The sequence below is a fragment of the Kitasatospora sp. NBC_01250 genome (genome assembly GCF_036226465.1).
In the GTDB taxonomy this organism is placed as follows: Bacteria; Actinomycetota; Actinomycetes; order Streptomycetales; family Streptomycetaceae; genus Kitasatospora.
Map to the genome: position 1 here is coordinate 363,852 of NZ_CP108476.1, position 14,545 is coordinate 378,396.

Consider the following 14,545-nt stretch of genomic DNA (forward strand, 5'->3'; position numbering starts at 1 on the left):
TCGACGCTTATGGTTGATCTCTACCCTCCGACGAGTCCCTACGACACTGGCTTCCTCGACGCCGGGGACGGCAACCGCATCTACTACGAGCAGCTCGGCAACCCCGACGGCAAGCCCGCCCTGAACGTCCACGGCGGCCCGGGGTCGGGCGCGCCGCAGCGGCCGACGAGGGCCTGGGACCCCGAGCGCTACCGCCTGATCCGCTTCGACCAGCGCAACTGCGGTCGCAGCACCCCGCACGCCGGCGACCCGGCGGCGGACATGAGTCTGAACACCACGCAGCACCTGATCGACGACATGGAGCGGCTGCGCGAGCACCTCGGCATCGAGAAGTGGCTGCTCTGCGGCGGCTCCTGGGGCTCGACACTCGTGCTGGCCTATGCACAGCAGCACCCCGAGCGAGTCAGCGAGATCGTCGTCTCAGCGGTGATGATCGCCGACCGCTCCGGGGTCGACTGGCTCTACCGGGGCGCCGGGCGGTTCCATCCCGAGGCGTGGGACCGCTTCCGCGACGGCGTTCCCGAGGATGAGCGGGACGGCGACCTGCCGGCGGCGTACGCGCGGCTGATGGAGAACCCTGACCGGGCCGTTCGGGAGAAGGCCGCAGCCACCTGGCTCGCCTGGGAGGACGCGGTCATCTCGACCGAGCCCAACGGCGTGTCCGGCCTGTACAGCGATCGCGAGGTCGACGCGCAGATCGCGTTCGTCCGGATCTGCGCCAACATCCTCGGCAACAACGCATGGCTGGAGGACGGTCAACTGCTGCGCAACGCCCACAAGCTGGCCGGGATCCCCGGGGTGATGGTCCACGGCCGACATGACATGAGCTGCCCGGTCCAGGCGCCGTGGGAGCTGGCGAAGGCGTGGCCGGATTCGCGACTGCACATCATCGAGGACTGCGGGCACGCCGGAAGCCAGGCGATGCACCAGGCGTCCCGGACGGCCATCGAGGAGTTCAAGAACCGGTGACGGCCTGATCGTGCCGCCACCGTCACCCGACCGGACCCACTGGATTCCTCTCCGCTTGACGCATGCCGATATGGGCATATGATCGGTGCTATGGCACGAGCAGCGACGACATCGGACGTCTTCAACGCGATCGCCGAGCCGCAGCGCCGGGAGATCCTGGCGCTGCTGCGGGCGGGCGAGCGGCCGGTGACCGAGCTGGCTCAGGAGCTGGGGATGACCCAGCCGCGGGCGTCCAAACACCTGCGGGTGCTCCGGGAGGTCGGGCTGGTGCGGGACCGCAAGGCGGGCAAGCAGCGCCTCTACGGCCTGGACGCCCGTGGGCTGCGACCGGTCCACGACTGGGCCGGCGGGTTCGAGCGGTTCTGGAACGAGAGCTTCGACCGGCTGGACAGCTACGTGCAGGACCTCAAGCAGACACGGCAGGAGGAATGACCGATGGCAGGGGCAAGCCAGGAAACGCGGGCGGAGCCGGCGACGGCGGACCGGGAGATCGTGGTCTCCCGGGTCGTCGACGCCCCACGGGAGCTGGTGTTCGAGGCGTTCACCGAGGTCCGGCACCTCTCGCAGTGGTGGGGTCCGCAGGGGTTCACCACCACCACGCGGTCCTTCGAGTTCCGCGAGGGCGGGGAGTGGGTCTTCGTGCTGCACGGGCCGGACGGAACCGACTACTCCGAGTGGATCCGCTGGCAGCGGATCGCCCCGCCGGAGCGGATCGTGCTGCTGCACGGTGAGTCCTGCGACGACCCGAACGCCTTCGAGTCGGTCCTGACCTTCGCACCGGACGGCGCGGCGACCCGGATCGAGATGCGCACGCTGTTCCCCACCAAGGAACTGCGCGACGAGGCGGTCGAGAAGTACCACGCCGTCGAGGGCGGTCGGCAGACCCTGGGCAACCTGGCTGCCTACGTCACCGAGACCCTCCGGAAGGGAGCTGAGCGCTGATGGCCGGCAAGGTGTTCTTCAGCGTGTCGATGTCGCTGGACGGGTTCATCGCCCCCGAGTCCCCGTCCGTCGCGAACTTCTTCGCGCCCGAGAAGCAGGACGACCCGCAGGTCCGGCGCTGGATGGCACAGTGGATGGAACTGCAGCAGTGGATCTTCCCGCAGCGGTTCTTCCGGGAGAACCTGCGGCTCGGCGAGGGCGGCGAGGAAGGACTCGACAACGACATCGCGCGGCAGACGTACGAGCGCACCGGCGCGAGCGTCATGGGCAAGCGCATGTTCGACCTCGGCGAGCAGTCGTGGCCGGAGGAGGCGCCCTTCCACACCCCGGTGTTCGTCGTGACGCACACCGAGCGCGACCCGTGGGTGCGGCCCGGCGGCACCACCTTCCACTTCGTCAACGACGGCATCGAGCACGCCCTGGAGCAGGCCCGCGAGGCCGCCGGCGAGCGCGACGTGCGCATCGCCGGCGGCGGCGCGGCGATCCTGGAGCACCTGAACGCCGGCCTGGTCGACGAGTTCTCGATCACCCTGTCACCCGTGCTGTTCGGCTCCGGAACCCGCCTGTTCGAGGGCGTGGACGCGTCCAGGATCGCGCTGGAGCCGATCCGTTCGGAGCCGTCGCCGCGGGTGACACACCTGACCTACGCCGTGCGCCCACGCTGGGCCGTGTCTCACAATTCCCGCCAGGCGCGCGAATTGTGAGACACGGCCCAGCACGCCTGCCCGGCGGATCCTGCCGGAGATGTGCCTGCCGTGCTGCACCGGGGCGGTCACCCGGGTGCTTCGCCGAGCCGGTCGCGCCGGGCGATCAGGTAGGCGTGTTCCGCCTGGTTGTCGGTGAGCCGGGCTGCGGCCTCGAAGGCCTGCCGGGCCTCGCCTCCCCGCCCGAGGCGGGCGAGGAGGTCGCCGCGGATCGCGTGGAACAGGTGGGAGGTGCCGTGGTCCAGGTCGTCCACCAGCCGCAGTGCCGCCGCGGGACCCTCGACCTCGGCGAGGGCGACCGCGCGGTTGAGGGCGACCATCGGACCGGGGTCGAGCCGCGCGAGGTGGTCGTAGAGCGCGAGGATCTGCGTCCAGTCGGTGACCGGGTCGGTGTGCACGGCGTTGATCGCGGCGAGCAACTGGTAGCGGCCGGGCCGGTTTCGGCGCAGGCAGGCGCGGACGATCGCCCTGCCCTCGGCGATCAGGCCGGCGTCCCACCGCGAGCGGTCCTGGTCGGCGAGCCGCACCAGAGCGCCGTCGGCGTCGGTGCGCGCGGGGCGACGCGCCTCGGTCAGCAGCATCAGCCCGAGCAGTCCCGCGGCCTCCGGCTCGTCCGGCATCAGCTCGACCAGCAGCCGGGCGAGCCGGATCGCTTCGATGCACAGGTCGCCGCGGGCGAGCTCTGCGCCGGAGGTGGCGACGTAGCCCTCGTTGAAGATCAGGTAGAGCACCGCGAGCACCGCGTCGAGCCGTTCGGGCAGGTCGGCCTCGTACGGCACCCGGTAGGGGATGTGCGCGTCGCGGATCTTCGCCTTCGCCCGCACGAGCCGCTGCGCCATCGTGGCTTCGGACACGAAGAAGGCGCGGGCGGTCTCGGCCGTGGTGAGCCCGCCGAGCAGCCGCAGGGTGAGCGCCACCTGGGCGGGGCGGGCCAGCGCGGGGTGGCAGCAGGTGAACACGAGCCGCAGCCGGTCGTCGGGCACGGCGCCCCCTTCGACGGGTTCGGCCGCCGGGGTGCCGATACGTGCGGCCTCGGCGTACTTGTGCGCGCGAACGGCTTCGCGGCGCAGGTGGTCGATGGCCCGGTTGCGGGCGGTGGTGATGATCCAGCCGGCCGGGCTGGGCGGGGCGCCGTCGACCGGCCACTTGAGCAGCGCGGTCGCGAAGGCGTCGGCCACCGCGTCCTCGGCCAGGTCGATGTCGCCGAGCCCGCGCACGAGGACGGAGACGGCTCTGCCGTACTCGGCGCGGAAGACGGCCGCGATCTGTTGGGGCGTCATCGGACTGCGGCTCAAAACGGTTCGACGTCCTGGAACGGGCGGACCTCGATCGGCAGCGTCGTGGCGGCTGCCGCCTTGCGGCCCCAGGAGAGCGCCGCGTCCAGATCGGGCGCGGTGATCACCCAGATGCCGCCGATGCACTCCTTGCCCTCGACGTACGGACCATCGGTCATCATGCCGTCGGCCCGCACCACCGTGGCGGTGCCGGGCGCGTGCAGGCCGCCGGTGAACACCCACGAGCCGCTCTCGCGCAGCTCCTCGTTCAGCCGGTGCAGGTCGGCGGTGATCCGGGCCATGGTCTCGGCGTCGGGCGCCGGGCCGTCCGGCTGGTAGATCGAGAGCAGGTACTGCGGCATGGTCCCTCCCTTATCGGCGGGTGTAGCGGGCGATGATCACGCCCGTGGTGGTGGGGACGGAGTCGGTGAGCTCGAACTCGGTCAGCGGCGCGGGGCCCTCGAACAGGCGCGTGCCGCCGCCCAGGGTCAGCGGGTGGATCAGCAGCTGGTAGTGGTCGATCAGGCCGGCGGCGTGCAGGGCGTGGACCAGCGAGGCGCTGCCGATGATCGACAGGTCGTTGCCGGGCCGGGTTTTGAGGTCGGCCACCGTCTCGGCGGCCTCCCCGCTCAGCAGGATCGAGTTCTGCCAGGCGTCGGCGTCCTCGAGGGTCCGGGACACGACGTACTTCGTGGCGGCGTTCATGTGCGCGGTGAACGGGTTGCCGTCGGTCGCGCCCGCCCACACGGTGATGAAGTCCTGCCAGGTCCGGTGGCCGAAGAGCATGTCGCCGGGCCTGGCCATGCTCTGGCTCATCTCCCGGCCCATGACCTGGTCGTTGTACGGCCCGCCCCAGCCCCCGTGGGCGAATCCGCCGCGGGTGTCCTCATCCGCGCGTCCGAGGCCCTGGACCACCCCATCGAGGGTGACCGACATCGTGGCCGTGACAGACCGCATGACCTGCTCCTTCCATCCGCGGACCGCTCCTGTGCGGCTCGACTCACCCTCTGGACGAACAGCCCTCGGCGAAATCGACACCAGCCACGACACCAGATTCGCGGTTGCCGCGGCGGAAGCGGCGCAAGCGGCACGGACGCTGCGGCAGGCGCGCCGCGGCTGCCGGGTCAGGCGCGCGCGCCGTCCAGGACCAGGTCGACCAGGCGCGGCACCAGGGTCGCCTCCAGCGGTTCACCGGTGAGCAGGACCCGGGCGAGCAGGGGGCCCGCGATGGCTTCCACCAGGAGGTGGGGGTCGGTGTCGGCCGGCAGCTCTGCTCGGTCGATGCCGCGCCGGACGAGGGTTTCGGCGCGTTCCAGGCGGGCCTGCCAGTAGGAGCGCCGCCCCTCCTCCAGGTCGCTCTCGCCGCGCACCGTGCCGAGGTGCAGCAGTGCGCTGCCGGCCGGCGTCGCCAGGTACCGGGCCAGCGCTGCGAACAGCAGCGACAGGTCGGTGCGCACGTCGCCCGTGTCCGGTGCCGGGAGCGCGGTGTCCGAGTGGGTGGCCAGCGCGTCGAAGATGAGGTTCTCGCGGGTCCTCCAGCGCCGGTAGACGGAGGTCTCGTGGACGCCGGCCGCGCGGGCGACGGCGGCCACCGTGGTCGCGGCCAGGCCCTGCGTGGTGAGCAGGTCGACAGTGGCGGCCAGGACGGCCTGCCGCATCCGTTCACCGCGGCGCCGCAGCGGCGGTGCCTCTCTGTCGTCCGTCACACCATCGAGCCTAACGCAAGCTCTCTTGCGATACGAAACCCACGGACGTACGTTGGAAAGCAAGACGACTTGCGATAAGACGCAGGCCGCCGAGACGAACGGACGGACCCGCCATGGACCTCATGCGCGCCGCGCGGCTGCACCTCCCCTCCCACACCCTGGCGATCGAGGACGTGCCCAGGCCCGTGCCCGGCGCCGGGCAGGTGCTGGTGAAGGTCGAGGCAGCGGGCGTGTGCCTGTCCGACGTCCACCTGATCGACGGCACCCTCACGCCGACCTACCCGCCGGGCGACTCCGTCACCCTCGGACACGAGGTCGCCGGGACCATCGCCGAACTCGGACCGGACGTGACCGGCTGGACGGCCGGGCAGCGGGTCGTGCTGCAGGCGGGCGAGGCGCGCGACGGCCGTCTCCTGACGCGAGGTGTCGACTACGACGGCGGCTGGGCCGAGTACACGCTGGCCGGCATCGGGACACTGTTCGCGCTGCCCGACGCGATCCCGTTCGAGCAGGCCGCGATCATCCCGGACGCGGTCTCCACCCCCTGGGGAGCCATCACCACCACCGCCGGGGTCCGCCCGGCGCAGGCCGTGGGCGTGTGGGGCGTCGGCGGGCTCGGCGCCCACGCCGTCCAGCTGCTGCGCGCCGTCGGGGCCTGCCCGATCGTCGCGGTCGACCCGGCACCGGCCGCCCGCCGGCGGGCCCTGGAGTTCGGCGCCGACCTGGCCCTGGACCCCGCCGACCCCCGGCTGCGCGAGCAGGTCCTGGCCGCCACCGGCAACCGGGCGCTGGAGGCCGCGTTCGACTTCGCCGGCGTCGCGGCCGTCCGCGAACAGGCCCTGACCGTCCTCGCCCCCAAGGGGCGCCTGGTCCTGGTCGGACTGACCGACAAGCCACTGACCGTCACCGACGGCACCCGCTTCAGCTACCTGCAGCACCAGATCCTCGGCCACTACGGCTCCGAGGACAACGCCGTCCCGCAGCTGATCGCCCTGGCCGAAGGCGGCCGGCTGGACTTCTCACGCTCCATCACCGACGTGCTGCCGCTGGCCGACGCCGCCGAGGCCGTCCGGCGCCTGCACACCAAGGAAGGCGACCCGATCCGCCTGATCCTGCGCCCCTGACCACCTGCCCACCCGCGCGGGCACGGGAAGCCGCTGCTCACCCGCCCGCCTCCGGTAGCGGCATCCGCACCCTGACCGCACGATGCGGACGCCGATGGGGCGGTTCGGCACGCTGGAGGAGGCTGCCGGGGCGATCGCCTTCCTCGCCGGGGATGATTCGGGCTTCATCACCGGAGCCGCACTGCCGCTCGACGGCGGCATCTCGCAGGCGTTCACCGTCCCGGAGTGACCGGAACGAGCGCAGTGACCGGTGGCGATCCCCTCGTGAGGGCTCCAAGGCTCCTGACGCGCCACCGGCGTACGGTGGCCGGTCGAGCCGTTTCCGGGGATGGTGGAAAGGGCACCCAGGGGCGGACGGAGGTGAGCGACGATGACCGAGGAAGCGATCGAAGCGCCTCGGATCGTGGTCGGTGTCGACGGTTCGGACTCGTCCAAGGCCGCACTGCGGTGGGCCGTGCGGCAGGCGGAGCTGACCGGCAGCGCGGTCGAGGCGCTGACCTCCTGGGAGCTGCCCAAGACCTACGGCTGGCCCTCCCTCTCGGCCGAGGTCCCCGACTACGAGAAGGACGCGGGCCAAGCCCTCGCCGAGACCATCCGCACAGCGGTGGGTACCGGTCATCCGGTTGAGATCCGCCCGCTGGTGGTGCGCGGCCACGCCGCGGCCGCACTGCTGGACGCCGCCCACGGGGCGACGCTCCTGGTCGTCGGCAACCGCGGGCACGGCGGCTTCGCCGAGGCGCTGCTCGGGTCGGTGAGCCAGCAGTGCGTCCAGCACGCCAGCTGCCCGGTGGTGGTGGTCCGCGGTCCGGGGAGCTGACGGATCCCGGTCCGCCGCGCCGCGCGCTGGCGCCCCCAGGGTCCAGCGGGCCGCGTCCTGGGCCGGTCGCCCCGACCCGCACGGTTCGGTGGAGTGCCGGCTACCGGGCGGAGCATGCGACGCGGATCGCGCCGGTCCGCACCGGGACGGCTTCGTAGCAGCGTTCCAGCAGGACGCCTCGCCAGCGCAGTGCGCTTTCCGGGACGGCGAGCCGCAGCGTGGGGAGGCGTTCGAACAGCGAGGTCAGAGCAGTGGCCACTTCCATCCGGGCCAGCTGCGCTCCGGGGCAGTAGTGGGCGCCGCGGCCGAACGCGAGGTGGGCACGTCGGCCGTGTCCGCGGCCGGCGAGGGCGTCCGGGACGGGAAAGACCCGGGGGTCGCGGTTGGCGGCGGCCAGGCCGACCAGGACGACCGAGCCCTGCGGGATCGTGGTCGCGCCGATCGTGACGGACTCGGTGGCGAAGCGCCAGGCGGCGAAGGCGAACGGGCTGGTGAGGCGCAGGATCTCCTCGACGAGACGGCTCGCGTCCGGCTCGTGCGCCAAAGCGCCGAGCGGATCGGTGGTGCGCATCAGCTCGATCGCCCCGGCGGTGATCGCGGTGGTGGTCGAGGCGATGCCGCCCGAGAAGACGCCCCAGGCGACGGACGCCAGCTCCTGCGGGGACAGGTCGCCGCGGTCACAGCTCCGCAGGAGCCGGGTGAGCAGGTCATCGCCCGGTTCCCGCCGTTTGGCCCCGATGATGCGTGCCCAGAGCCGGAACAGCTCCTCGCGGTCCCGGTGCACGGCCGGCAGGTCGGGGTCGCGGGCGGTGACCATGGAGATCGTCAGCTCGGTCAGCCGGGGGACGTGCCCGGCTCCGACGCCGAGGATCTGCGCCGTCACGCGGGCGGGCAGCGGCCGGGCGTAGTCGGCCACCAGATCGGCGGTGTCCGCCTCGGCCAGCTCGTCCAGCAGTTCCGCGCAGACCCGGTCGACGAGTGGCCGCCAGCGCAGCGTGGCGCTGCGTGAAAGCAGCGGCCCCAGGACGGCGCGCAGGCGTGCGTGGTCAGGGCCGTCGCTGTTGAGCAGGTGGCGGCCCTCGACGGCGAAGATGTCGTCGGGGTAGCGCCTGCCGCCGAAGCCCTGGTCGGCCGTGGGCAGTCGGCGCATGTCATGGGCCAACCGTGGTTCCGTCAGGGCCTGCTGCGCCTCGGCGTGGCCGGTGACCAGCCATGCCACGAGTCCGCCGGGAACGACGACTTGTTGGACCCGGGCCTGCTCACGCAGCGCCCGGTAGTCGCGGTGTGCGTCCCAGCGTTCGGGTTCGCCGGTGACCAGCTGGGCGTGGGGGCAGGCCGAGGTGGCGAAGGCGCCTCCCGGCGGCTGTTGTTGGGACACGAGGGCTCCATCGCGGTGGCAGGGAGAGCGGTCGTTTCGTGTTCCCACCCTGTCCCCCGCGGTGTCGGGCGACGCCGTGCGGTAGCCCCCTCGGCCCAGACGGGCCGCTCGAACGGGTGAGGCGGCGTGCCGCCCGGGGATCACCGGGCGCCCGACCCCGGATGATCACTGGTCGGTGGCTTTTCGGTGACGAGGCGTTCGGGAGGCGAGCGTGCGGGTGAGAGGCTCGGTCGCGCTGGTCACCGGTGCGAATCGGGGGCTCGGGCGGGCGTTCGTCCGTGCACTGTTGGAGCGTGGCGCGCGGACCGTCTACTGCGCTGCGCGTGATCCTCGCGGGGTCGGTGAATCCGGTGGCGTTCCGGTCCGGCTCGACATCACCGTGCCCGAGCACGTGGCGGCGGCAGCGGCCACGTGCTCCGACGTGACGTTGTTGATCAACAACGCCGGTGTGCTGATGAGCAGTCCGTTCCTGGCGGTCGACCGTAACGGAGCCGCCGAGACGGAGATGGGGGTGAACTACTTCGGCACGCTGTCCATGTGCCGGGCCTTCGCCCCCGTTCTCGGGCGCAACAGCGGAGGAGCGCTGGTCAACGTGCTGTCCGCGGCCAGCTGGATCACCTTGCCGAGCATGGGCTCGTACTGCGCGTCCAAGGCAGCCGCCTGGGCGCTGACCAACGGCGCCCGCGTCGAGCTGCGCGCTCAGGGCACGCTGGTGGTCGCGGTTCATTCCGGGTTCATCGACACGGAGATGGCCGCCGCGGTGGGCGGATTCAAGATCGGTCCCGAGACGGTGGCCGCCCGGGCGCTGGATGCCGTGGAGGAGGGCCGGGAGGAGGTCCTGGCCGATGAGCGCACCCGGCGGATCAAGGCTGCCCTGCCGAACGACCTGGAGCTGATCTACCCGGACGTGCAGGAGCGGTGGGACCGACGGGAGCGCCCCCTCAGCGAGGGGTGAGCGCGAGGGGGAGGTCGTTCAGGCCGCGGACGGCGGCGGTGATGTCCTTGTGGGACGGGTCCCCGGCCAGCTCCAGGTGGCGGGTGCGGGCCAGCAGGTGTCCCAGGGCGAGGCCGGCCTCCAGGCGGGCCAGTGGTGCGCCGAGGCAGAAGTGGATGCCCGCTCCGAACGACAGGTGCGGGTTGGGCGCGCGTTGCAGGTCGAGTCGCTCGGGCCGGGCGAAGGCGCGCGGATCGCGGTTGGCGGATCCGATGAGCAGCGCGACGGGGGTGCCCGGCGACAGGGCGGTGCCGGCCACGGCGGTCTCCTGCTGGACGGTGCGGAAGGTGATCTGGATCGGCGAGTCGTAGCGCAGGAGTTCGTCCATGGCGGCGGGGTCGAGCAGGCCGTCGGTGGTACGGGCGCGGGCTGCTTCGAGTTGGGCGGGGTGCCGCAGCAGGGCGAGGGCGCCGTTGGCGATGATGTTGGCGGTGGTCTCGTAACCGGCCATCAGCAGCAGCGCGCACATGGGGATCAGGCCGCGCGGGGTGAGGGTCGGGCCCGAGTCGGCATGGGAGATCAACCGGCTGAGCAGGTCGGGGCCGGGGTGTCGGCGCCGGTGGGTGATCTGCTCACGCAGGTAGGCGACGAAGACGGCGGCGGCCTGTCGGGCGGCGGCGAGGTCGGGCCCGCTGATGGAGTAGGGCGGATCGAGCAGCCGGCCGATCGGCGGGGTCTGGGCCCGGATCCAGGGCTGGTCCTGCTCGGGCAGGTCGAAGAGGCTGCAGATGACGCGCAGCGACAGCGGGTAGGCGAACTCGCCGAGCAGGTCGACGTGTTGCTTCTGCAGCGCGGTGTCGAGCAGGTCGTCGACGAATCCGCTGATGCGGGGTGCGAGCGCGCTGATCGTCCGGGGGCCGAAGAACTGGGCGGCCACCCGGCGCAGCGGACCGTGCTCGGGCGGATCGAGGCCCAGGAAGGAGAAGATCCGGTTGGGTGCGGTGGTCGGCCCGTGGCCCAGGCGGGTGTCGCGCAGTGCGGCGGAGACGTCGCGGTGGCGGGTGACCACGGTCAGGCCGTGCGGGCCCTGGCACAGTGGCGCCGACTCCCTGGCCAGGGCGTAGCGGCTGTAGGGGTCGGCGTGCAGGGCGGGGTCGAAGGGGTCGAAGTACCGCTCCCGGCCGGTGGGGAGGCTCTGGATGGTCTGGGTCATGGGCGGGTGTGTCCCCTGGTTCGAGTCGTCGTCCGGGCCCGTGGCCGGGTGGGGTGACTACTGGCGCGGGCCGGTGCGGGCGGAGACGGCCCTCGGGTCGTGTCCGCCCGCACCGGCCCGCGCCTTCGCGGTGCTGCCAGATTTCCGGTCAGGGTCAGAGCTTGGAGAAGGTGACGACCGAGGTCTGCGACTTGCTGCTCTCGCCGGCCTGGGTTCCGCAGCCGGTGCCGCTGGAGGTCCCGGTGATGGTCGAGGCGTAGCCGGCGAACTTGGTGCTGCCGACGTCCGTGGTGCCGCTGATCGTCACGGCGCCGGTGCCGTCGGCGTCGAGTTCGTCGAACTTGGTGTAGGTGCCCGTGGTCCTGGTGCCGTCGGACCAGTCGACCTCGACGGTGTAGCTGCCCGATGTCTCGTCGCCCGTGCACTCGGCTGCGGCGATCGAGCCGCTGAACTTGGTCGTGCCGCGGGCGAGGAGCTTGCCGCCGACGTCGAGGCAGGTGATGGTCCCGGTGCCGCGGTACGTCTCGGACTGCGGGTTGTCGGTACTGCCCGGGTCAAGGGGCTGGGCGAAGGAGTCGGTGGAGGTGGAGCTGCAGGTGGCGACGAGGGTCGCGGCGGAGGCGGTGGTGGGGGCCGCGAGCGCCAGTCCACCGGTGAGCAGACCGGCCGCGCTGGCAGCGGCGAGCAGCCGGGACACGCGGGCCGCGGACTTGGGGGCGAGCAGGAGCATGGGGTCCGTCCGTTTCGGGAGGTCGCGCTGGGGACAGCGCCGTTGCCGGTACGCATTGATTCGACTACGCACCGTTCTGTCCTCAGTAGATCGGTGCACTCCCGCCCTCGGCAACCGTGAAGGCCCGAACGGACCCTGTGCGGGTGCCGCCGGCCCGAGCAGTCCCGGTCAGGGGCCGAGCGTGACGGGCAGGGTGGTCCAACCGCGCATGGTGATGCGGTGGTTGCTCTGGGGCGGGCCGGCCGCCCGCAGCCCCGGGAAGCGGCGGAACAGGGCCGGCAGGATGACCCGTGCCTCCATCCTGGCCAGCACGGCGCCCAGACAGTAGTGGGCGCCGCCGCCGAAGGAGAGCAGTTGGCCGGTGTCGCGCCGCAGGTCGAAGGCGTCGGGTTCGGGGAAGCGCTCCGGGTCGCGGTGAGCGGCCGCGAGCAGCACCAGGACCTCCTGACCGGCCTTCACCGGCAGGTCGCCGACGGCGGTGTCCCGGCGGGCGATCCGGGTGAACAACTGCACCGGCGGGTCGTGGCGCAGGGTCTCCTCCACCGCGGCAGCGGCGGCGCGCGGATCCTCGGCGACGGCGGCGGACTGTCCGGGGTCGGCCATCAGGGCGCTGATCGCATGGTCGAGCAGGACGGTCGTGGTCTCGAAGCCCGCGGCCATCGCGAGGGTCAGTGCTGCTTCGGACTCGTCCTGCGTCAGCCGGCCGGCTGCCTGGGCCCGGGCCAGCTGGGAGGCGAGGTCGTCCCCGGGGCGTCGGCGGCGCTCGGCCAGCAGCGCGGAGAGGTAGGGGCGAAGAGCCGCGGCGGCCGTGTCGCAGCGTTCCAGGGCGCGGGTGTCGACGTACGGGTCGAGCAGCGCGAGCAGCGGTTGGACCAACTCGTAGACCCAGCCACTGTCCTGGGCGGGCACGCCGGTGAGAGTGCAGGCGACCGCCAGGGGCAGCGGCAGGGTGAGCAGCGCGTGCAGGTCGACGCAGCGGCCGTCGGCAGCGAGCCGGCCCAGGGCCTCGAGCCGCTGCCCGGTGATACCGCGCACCAGGTGCTCCAACTCATGGAGGCGCTGGGGGGTGAAGGCGGCCGACATGACCTTGCGGACGCGCAGGTGGTCCGACCCGTTGCAGAACAGCATGGCGGCACCGAACAGGCGCATCCCGGCGCTGGAGCGCCAGTGGGGAGTGTGCGCGTCGAACCAGGCCGCGTCCTTCACGGCGAAGGCGGGGTCGCGGGCGATCGAGGCCGCGTCGGCGTAGCGGCTGAACACGTACGTCCCGGTCGCGGTGCGGTGCACGGGGGCGCACTCGCGCAGCTGCGCGTACCAGGGGTAGGGGTCCGTGCGGCCGGTGGGCGAGAACATCCGGCGCAGCAGGCTGTCAGGTCCGAGGCTGGTGCTGGTGGGCACGCGGGTCCCTTCTGGTGCTGGTGCGTGCGGTGTTCCGGAGGGCGGGCGCCCGGGACGGCTCAGTCGACGCGGAAGGCCAGGACGACGTTGTGCCCGCCGAAGCCGATGGAGTTGCTGAGCGCGGCGACCGGACCGAGCGGCAGGTCGCGCGGCTTGTCCCGGACGATGTCGAGGTCCACGGCCTGGTCGAGTTCCTCGATGTTGACGGTGGCGGGCACCGTGCGGTGGTGCAGGGCCAGCACGGTGGCGATGGCCTCCACCGCGCCCGCCGCGCCCAGCAGGTGGCCCGTCATGGACTTGGTGGCGCAGATCGCGAGCCCGGTGGCGAGCGGGCCGAACGCGGCCTTGAGGGCGGCGAGTTCGGCGAGGTCGCCCTTCGGGGTGGCGGTGGCGTGCGCGTTCACGTGCGCGACCTGCGAGGGATCGATGCCACCGGCGGCCAGGGCCTGCGTGACGGCTTCGGCGAGCGACCCGCCGCCCGGGGCCGGCTCGGCCACGTGGTAGCCGTCGCTGGTCAGACCCGCCCCCGCCAGCCGGCCGTAGTGCCGCGCGCCACGGGCGGCGGCGTGCCGGGCCGACTCCAGGACCAGGATGCCCGCGCCCTCGCCCAGCACGAAACCGTCCCGGTCGCGGTCGTAGGGACGTGAGGCCCGCGCGGGATCGTCGTTGCGCCTGGAGAGCGCCATCATGTTGCCGAACGCCGCGATCGGCAGCGGATGCACCGCGGCCTCCGCGCCGCCGGCGATGACCACGTCCGCGCGACCGGCGCGGATCATCTCGAAGCCCTGGGCGATCGCCTCCGCCCCGGACGCGCACGCCGACGTCGGCGCATGCACCCCGGCCCGCGCGCCGAACTCGACCCCCAGGGCCACCGCGGGCCCGTTGGGCATCAGCATCGGCACGGACAGCGGCGACACCTGACGCGGCCCCCGCTCACGCATCAGGTCGTGCGCGGCGAGCAGCGTCGTCACCCCGCCCATGCCGGTGGCCACCGCCACGCCCAGCCGCGCCCCCTCCACCACCGGCGTCCCCGCATCCGCCCACGCCTCCCGGGCGGCGACCAGTGCGAACTGCCCGGAGCGGTCCAGTCGGCGGGCCTCCACCCGCCCCAGCACCTCCCGCGGCTCGACCCTCGCCCGCGCCGCGATCCGCACCGGCAGCGCCGCCGCCCACTCCTCCTCCAGCGCCTGCACCCCGCAGCGGCCCGCCAGCAGCGACTCCCAGGTGTCCGCGACCGAGCCTCCCAGCGGAGTCGTCGCGCCCAAGCCGGTCACCACCACACCAGTTCCAGGCCCGTCCACGCGTCATCCCTTTCCGTCGGCCCACCCGCTGGGCGATGGACTGTGCACTGCGGCA

At 72.7% G+C, this 14,545-nt stretch carries 17 protein-coding genes; 8 read left to right on the top strand and 9 right to left on the bottom strand.

From position 1 onward, the window contains the following. Window positions 1-9 precede the first annotated feature (9 nt). The 4 genes from pip to OG500_RS01805 all read left to right on the top strand — a co-directional run bounded on the left by pip (window position 10) and on the right by OG500_RS01805 (window position 2,615). Window positions 10-969 carry a prolyl aminopeptidase gene (pip, locus tag OG500_RS01790; protein ID WP_329575698.1) on the top strand — a complete coding sequence of 320 codons (960 nt, stop codon included), beginning with the start codon at window positions 10-12 and terminating at the stop codon, window positions 967-969. 90 nt (window positions 970-1,059) lie between these two features. Further along, window positions 1,060-1,401 carry an ArsR/SmtB family transcription factor gene (locus tag OG500_RS01795; protein ID WP_327064565.1) on the top strand — a complete coding sequence of 114 codons (342 nt, stop codon included), beginning with the start codon at window positions 1,060-1,062 and terminating at the stop codon, window positions 1,399-1,401. A gap of 3 nt (window positions 1,402-1,404) precedes the next feature. Beyond that, window positions 1,405-1,911: an SRPBCC family protein gene (locus OG500_RS01800; RefSeq protein ID WP_329575702.1), complete on the top strand. Its 507-nt coding sequence runs from the start codon at window positions 1,405-1,407 to the stop codon at window positions 1,909-1,911. After that, a complete protein-coding gene (locus OG500_RS01805; protein WP_329575705.1) occupies window positions 1,911-2,615 on the top strand; it encodes a dihydrofolate reductase family protein in 705 nt (234 codons plus the stop codon). The genes OG500_RS01800 and OG500_RS01805 overlap by 1 nt, the downstream gene beginning before the upstream one ends. A gap of 68 nt (window positions 2,616-2,683) precedes the next feature. Here the strand turns inward: OG500_RS01805 and OG500_RS01810 are convergent, their stop codons facing one another. The 4 genes from OG500_RS01810 to OG500_RS01825 all read right to left on the bottom strand — a co-directional run bounded on the left by OG500_RS01810 (window position 2,684) and on the right by OG500_RS01825 (window position 5,547). After that, complete coding sequence (locus OG500_RS01810) at window positions 2,684-3,895, bottom strand: RNA polymerase sigma factor (RefSeq protein ID WP_329575708.1); 1,212 nt, start codon at window positions 3,893-3,895, stop codon at window positions 2,684-2,686. Window positions 3,896-3,906: 11 nt separating this feature from the next. Then, window positions 3,907-4,251 (bottom strand): YciI family protein, encoded by a 345-nt coding sequence (locus OG500_RS01815; protein WP_327064569.1) that lies wholly within the window; start codon window positions 4,249-4,251, stop codon window positions 3,907-3,909. A 10-nt stretch (window positions 4,252-4,261) separates the two neighbouring features. Further along, window positions 4,262-4,846, bottom strand: coding sequence for a dihydrofolate reductase family protein (locus OG500_RS01820; RefSeq protein ID WP_327064570.1), 585 nt, complete (start codon window positions 4,844-4,846; stop codon window positions 4,262-4,264). 167 nt (window positions 4,847-5,013) lie between these two features. Further along, window positions 5,014-5,547: a TetR-like C-terminal domain-containing protein gene (locus tag OG500_RS01825; protein ID WP_329587350.1), complete on the bottom strand. Its 534-nt coding sequence runs from the start codon at window positions 5,545-5,547 to the stop codon at window positions 5,014-5,016. Window positions 5,548-5,708: 161 nt separating this feature from the next. On the opposite strand from OG500_RS01825, the gene OG500_RS01830 reads away from it, so the two are divergent. From OG500_RS01830 to OG500_RS01840, 3 genes are all read left to right on the top strand, one after another. Further along, window positions 5,709-6,719, top strand: coding sequence for a zinc-binding dehydrogenase (locus OG500_RS01830; RefSeq protein ID WP_327064571.1), 1,011 nt, complete (start codon window positions 5,709-5,711; stop codon window positions 6,717-6,719). Window positions 6,720-6,801: 82 nt separating this feature from the next. Beyond that, a complete protein-coding gene (locus OG500_RS01835) occupies window positions 6,802-6,948 on the top strand; it encodes an SDR family oxidoreductase (protein WP_327064572.1) in 147 nt (48 codons plus the stop codon). Window positions 6,949-7,089: 141 nt separating this feature from the next. Continuing rightward, window positions 7,090-7,536 carry a universal stress protein gene (locus OG500_RS01840; RefSeq protein ID WP_329575713.1) on the top strand — a complete coding sequence of 149 codons (447 nt, stop codon included), beginning with the start codon at window positions 7,090-7,092 and terminating at the stop codon, window positions 7,534-7,536. 100 nt (window positions 7,537-7,636) lie between these two features. Here the strand turns inward: OG500_RS01840 and OG500_RS01845 are convergent, their stop codons facing one another. Continuing rightward, window positions 7,637-8,914, bottom strand: coding sequence for a cytochrome P450 (locus OG500_RS01845; protein ID WP_329575716.1), 1,278 nt, complete (start codon window positions 8,912-8,914; stop codon window positions 7,637-7,639). 217 nt (window positions 8,915-9,131) lie between these two features. On the opposite strand from OG500_RS01845, the gene OG500_RS01850 reads away from it, so the two are divergent. Continuing rightward, window positions 9,132-9,869 carry an SDR family oxidoreductase gene (locus OG500_RS01850; RefSeq protein ID WP_329587353.1) on the top strand — a complete coding sequence of 246 codons (738 nt, stop codon included), beginning with the start codon at window positions 9,132-9,134 and terminating at the stop codon, window positions 9,867-9,869. Here OG500_RS01850 and OG500_RS01855 read toward each other — a convergent pair. The 4 genes from OG500_RS01855 to OG500_RS01870 all read right to left on the bottom strand — a co-directional run bounded on the left by OG500_RS01855 (window position 9,856) and on the right by OG500_RS01870 (window position 14,490). After that, the gene (locus OG500_RS01855; RefSeq protein ID WP_329575719.1) at window positions 9,856-11,061 is read right to left on the bottom strand and encodes a cytochrome P450; all 1,206 of its coding nucleotides are present in this window, start codon (window positions 11,059-11,061) and stop codon (window positions 9,856-9,858) included. The two genes, OG500_RS01850 and OG500_RS01855, sit on opposite strands and share 14 nt — an antisense overlap. 154 nt (window positions 11,062-11,215) lie before the next feature. After that, window positions 11,216-11,791: a hypothetical protein gene (locus tag OG500_RS01860; protein WP_327064576.1), complete on the bottom strand. Its 576-nt coding sequence runs from the start codon at window positions 11,789-11,791 to the stop codon at window positions 11,216-11,218. 168 nt (window positions 11,792-11,959) lie between these two features. Next, window positions 11,960-13,189, bottom strand: a complete 1,230-nt coding sequence (locus OG500_RS01865; RefSeq protein ID WP_329575722.1) for a cytochrome P450 — start codon at window positions 13,187-13,189, stop codon at window positions 11,960-11,962. Between the two features lie 59 nt (window positions 13,190-13,248). After that, complete coding sequence (locus OG500_RS01870) at window positions 13,249-14,490, bottom strand: beta-ketoacyl-[acyl-carrier-protein] synthase family protein (RefSeq protein ID WP_327064578.1); 1,242 nt, start codon at window positions 14,488-14,490, stop codon at window positions 13,249-13,251. Window positions 14,491-14,545: the final 55 nt, after the last annotated feature.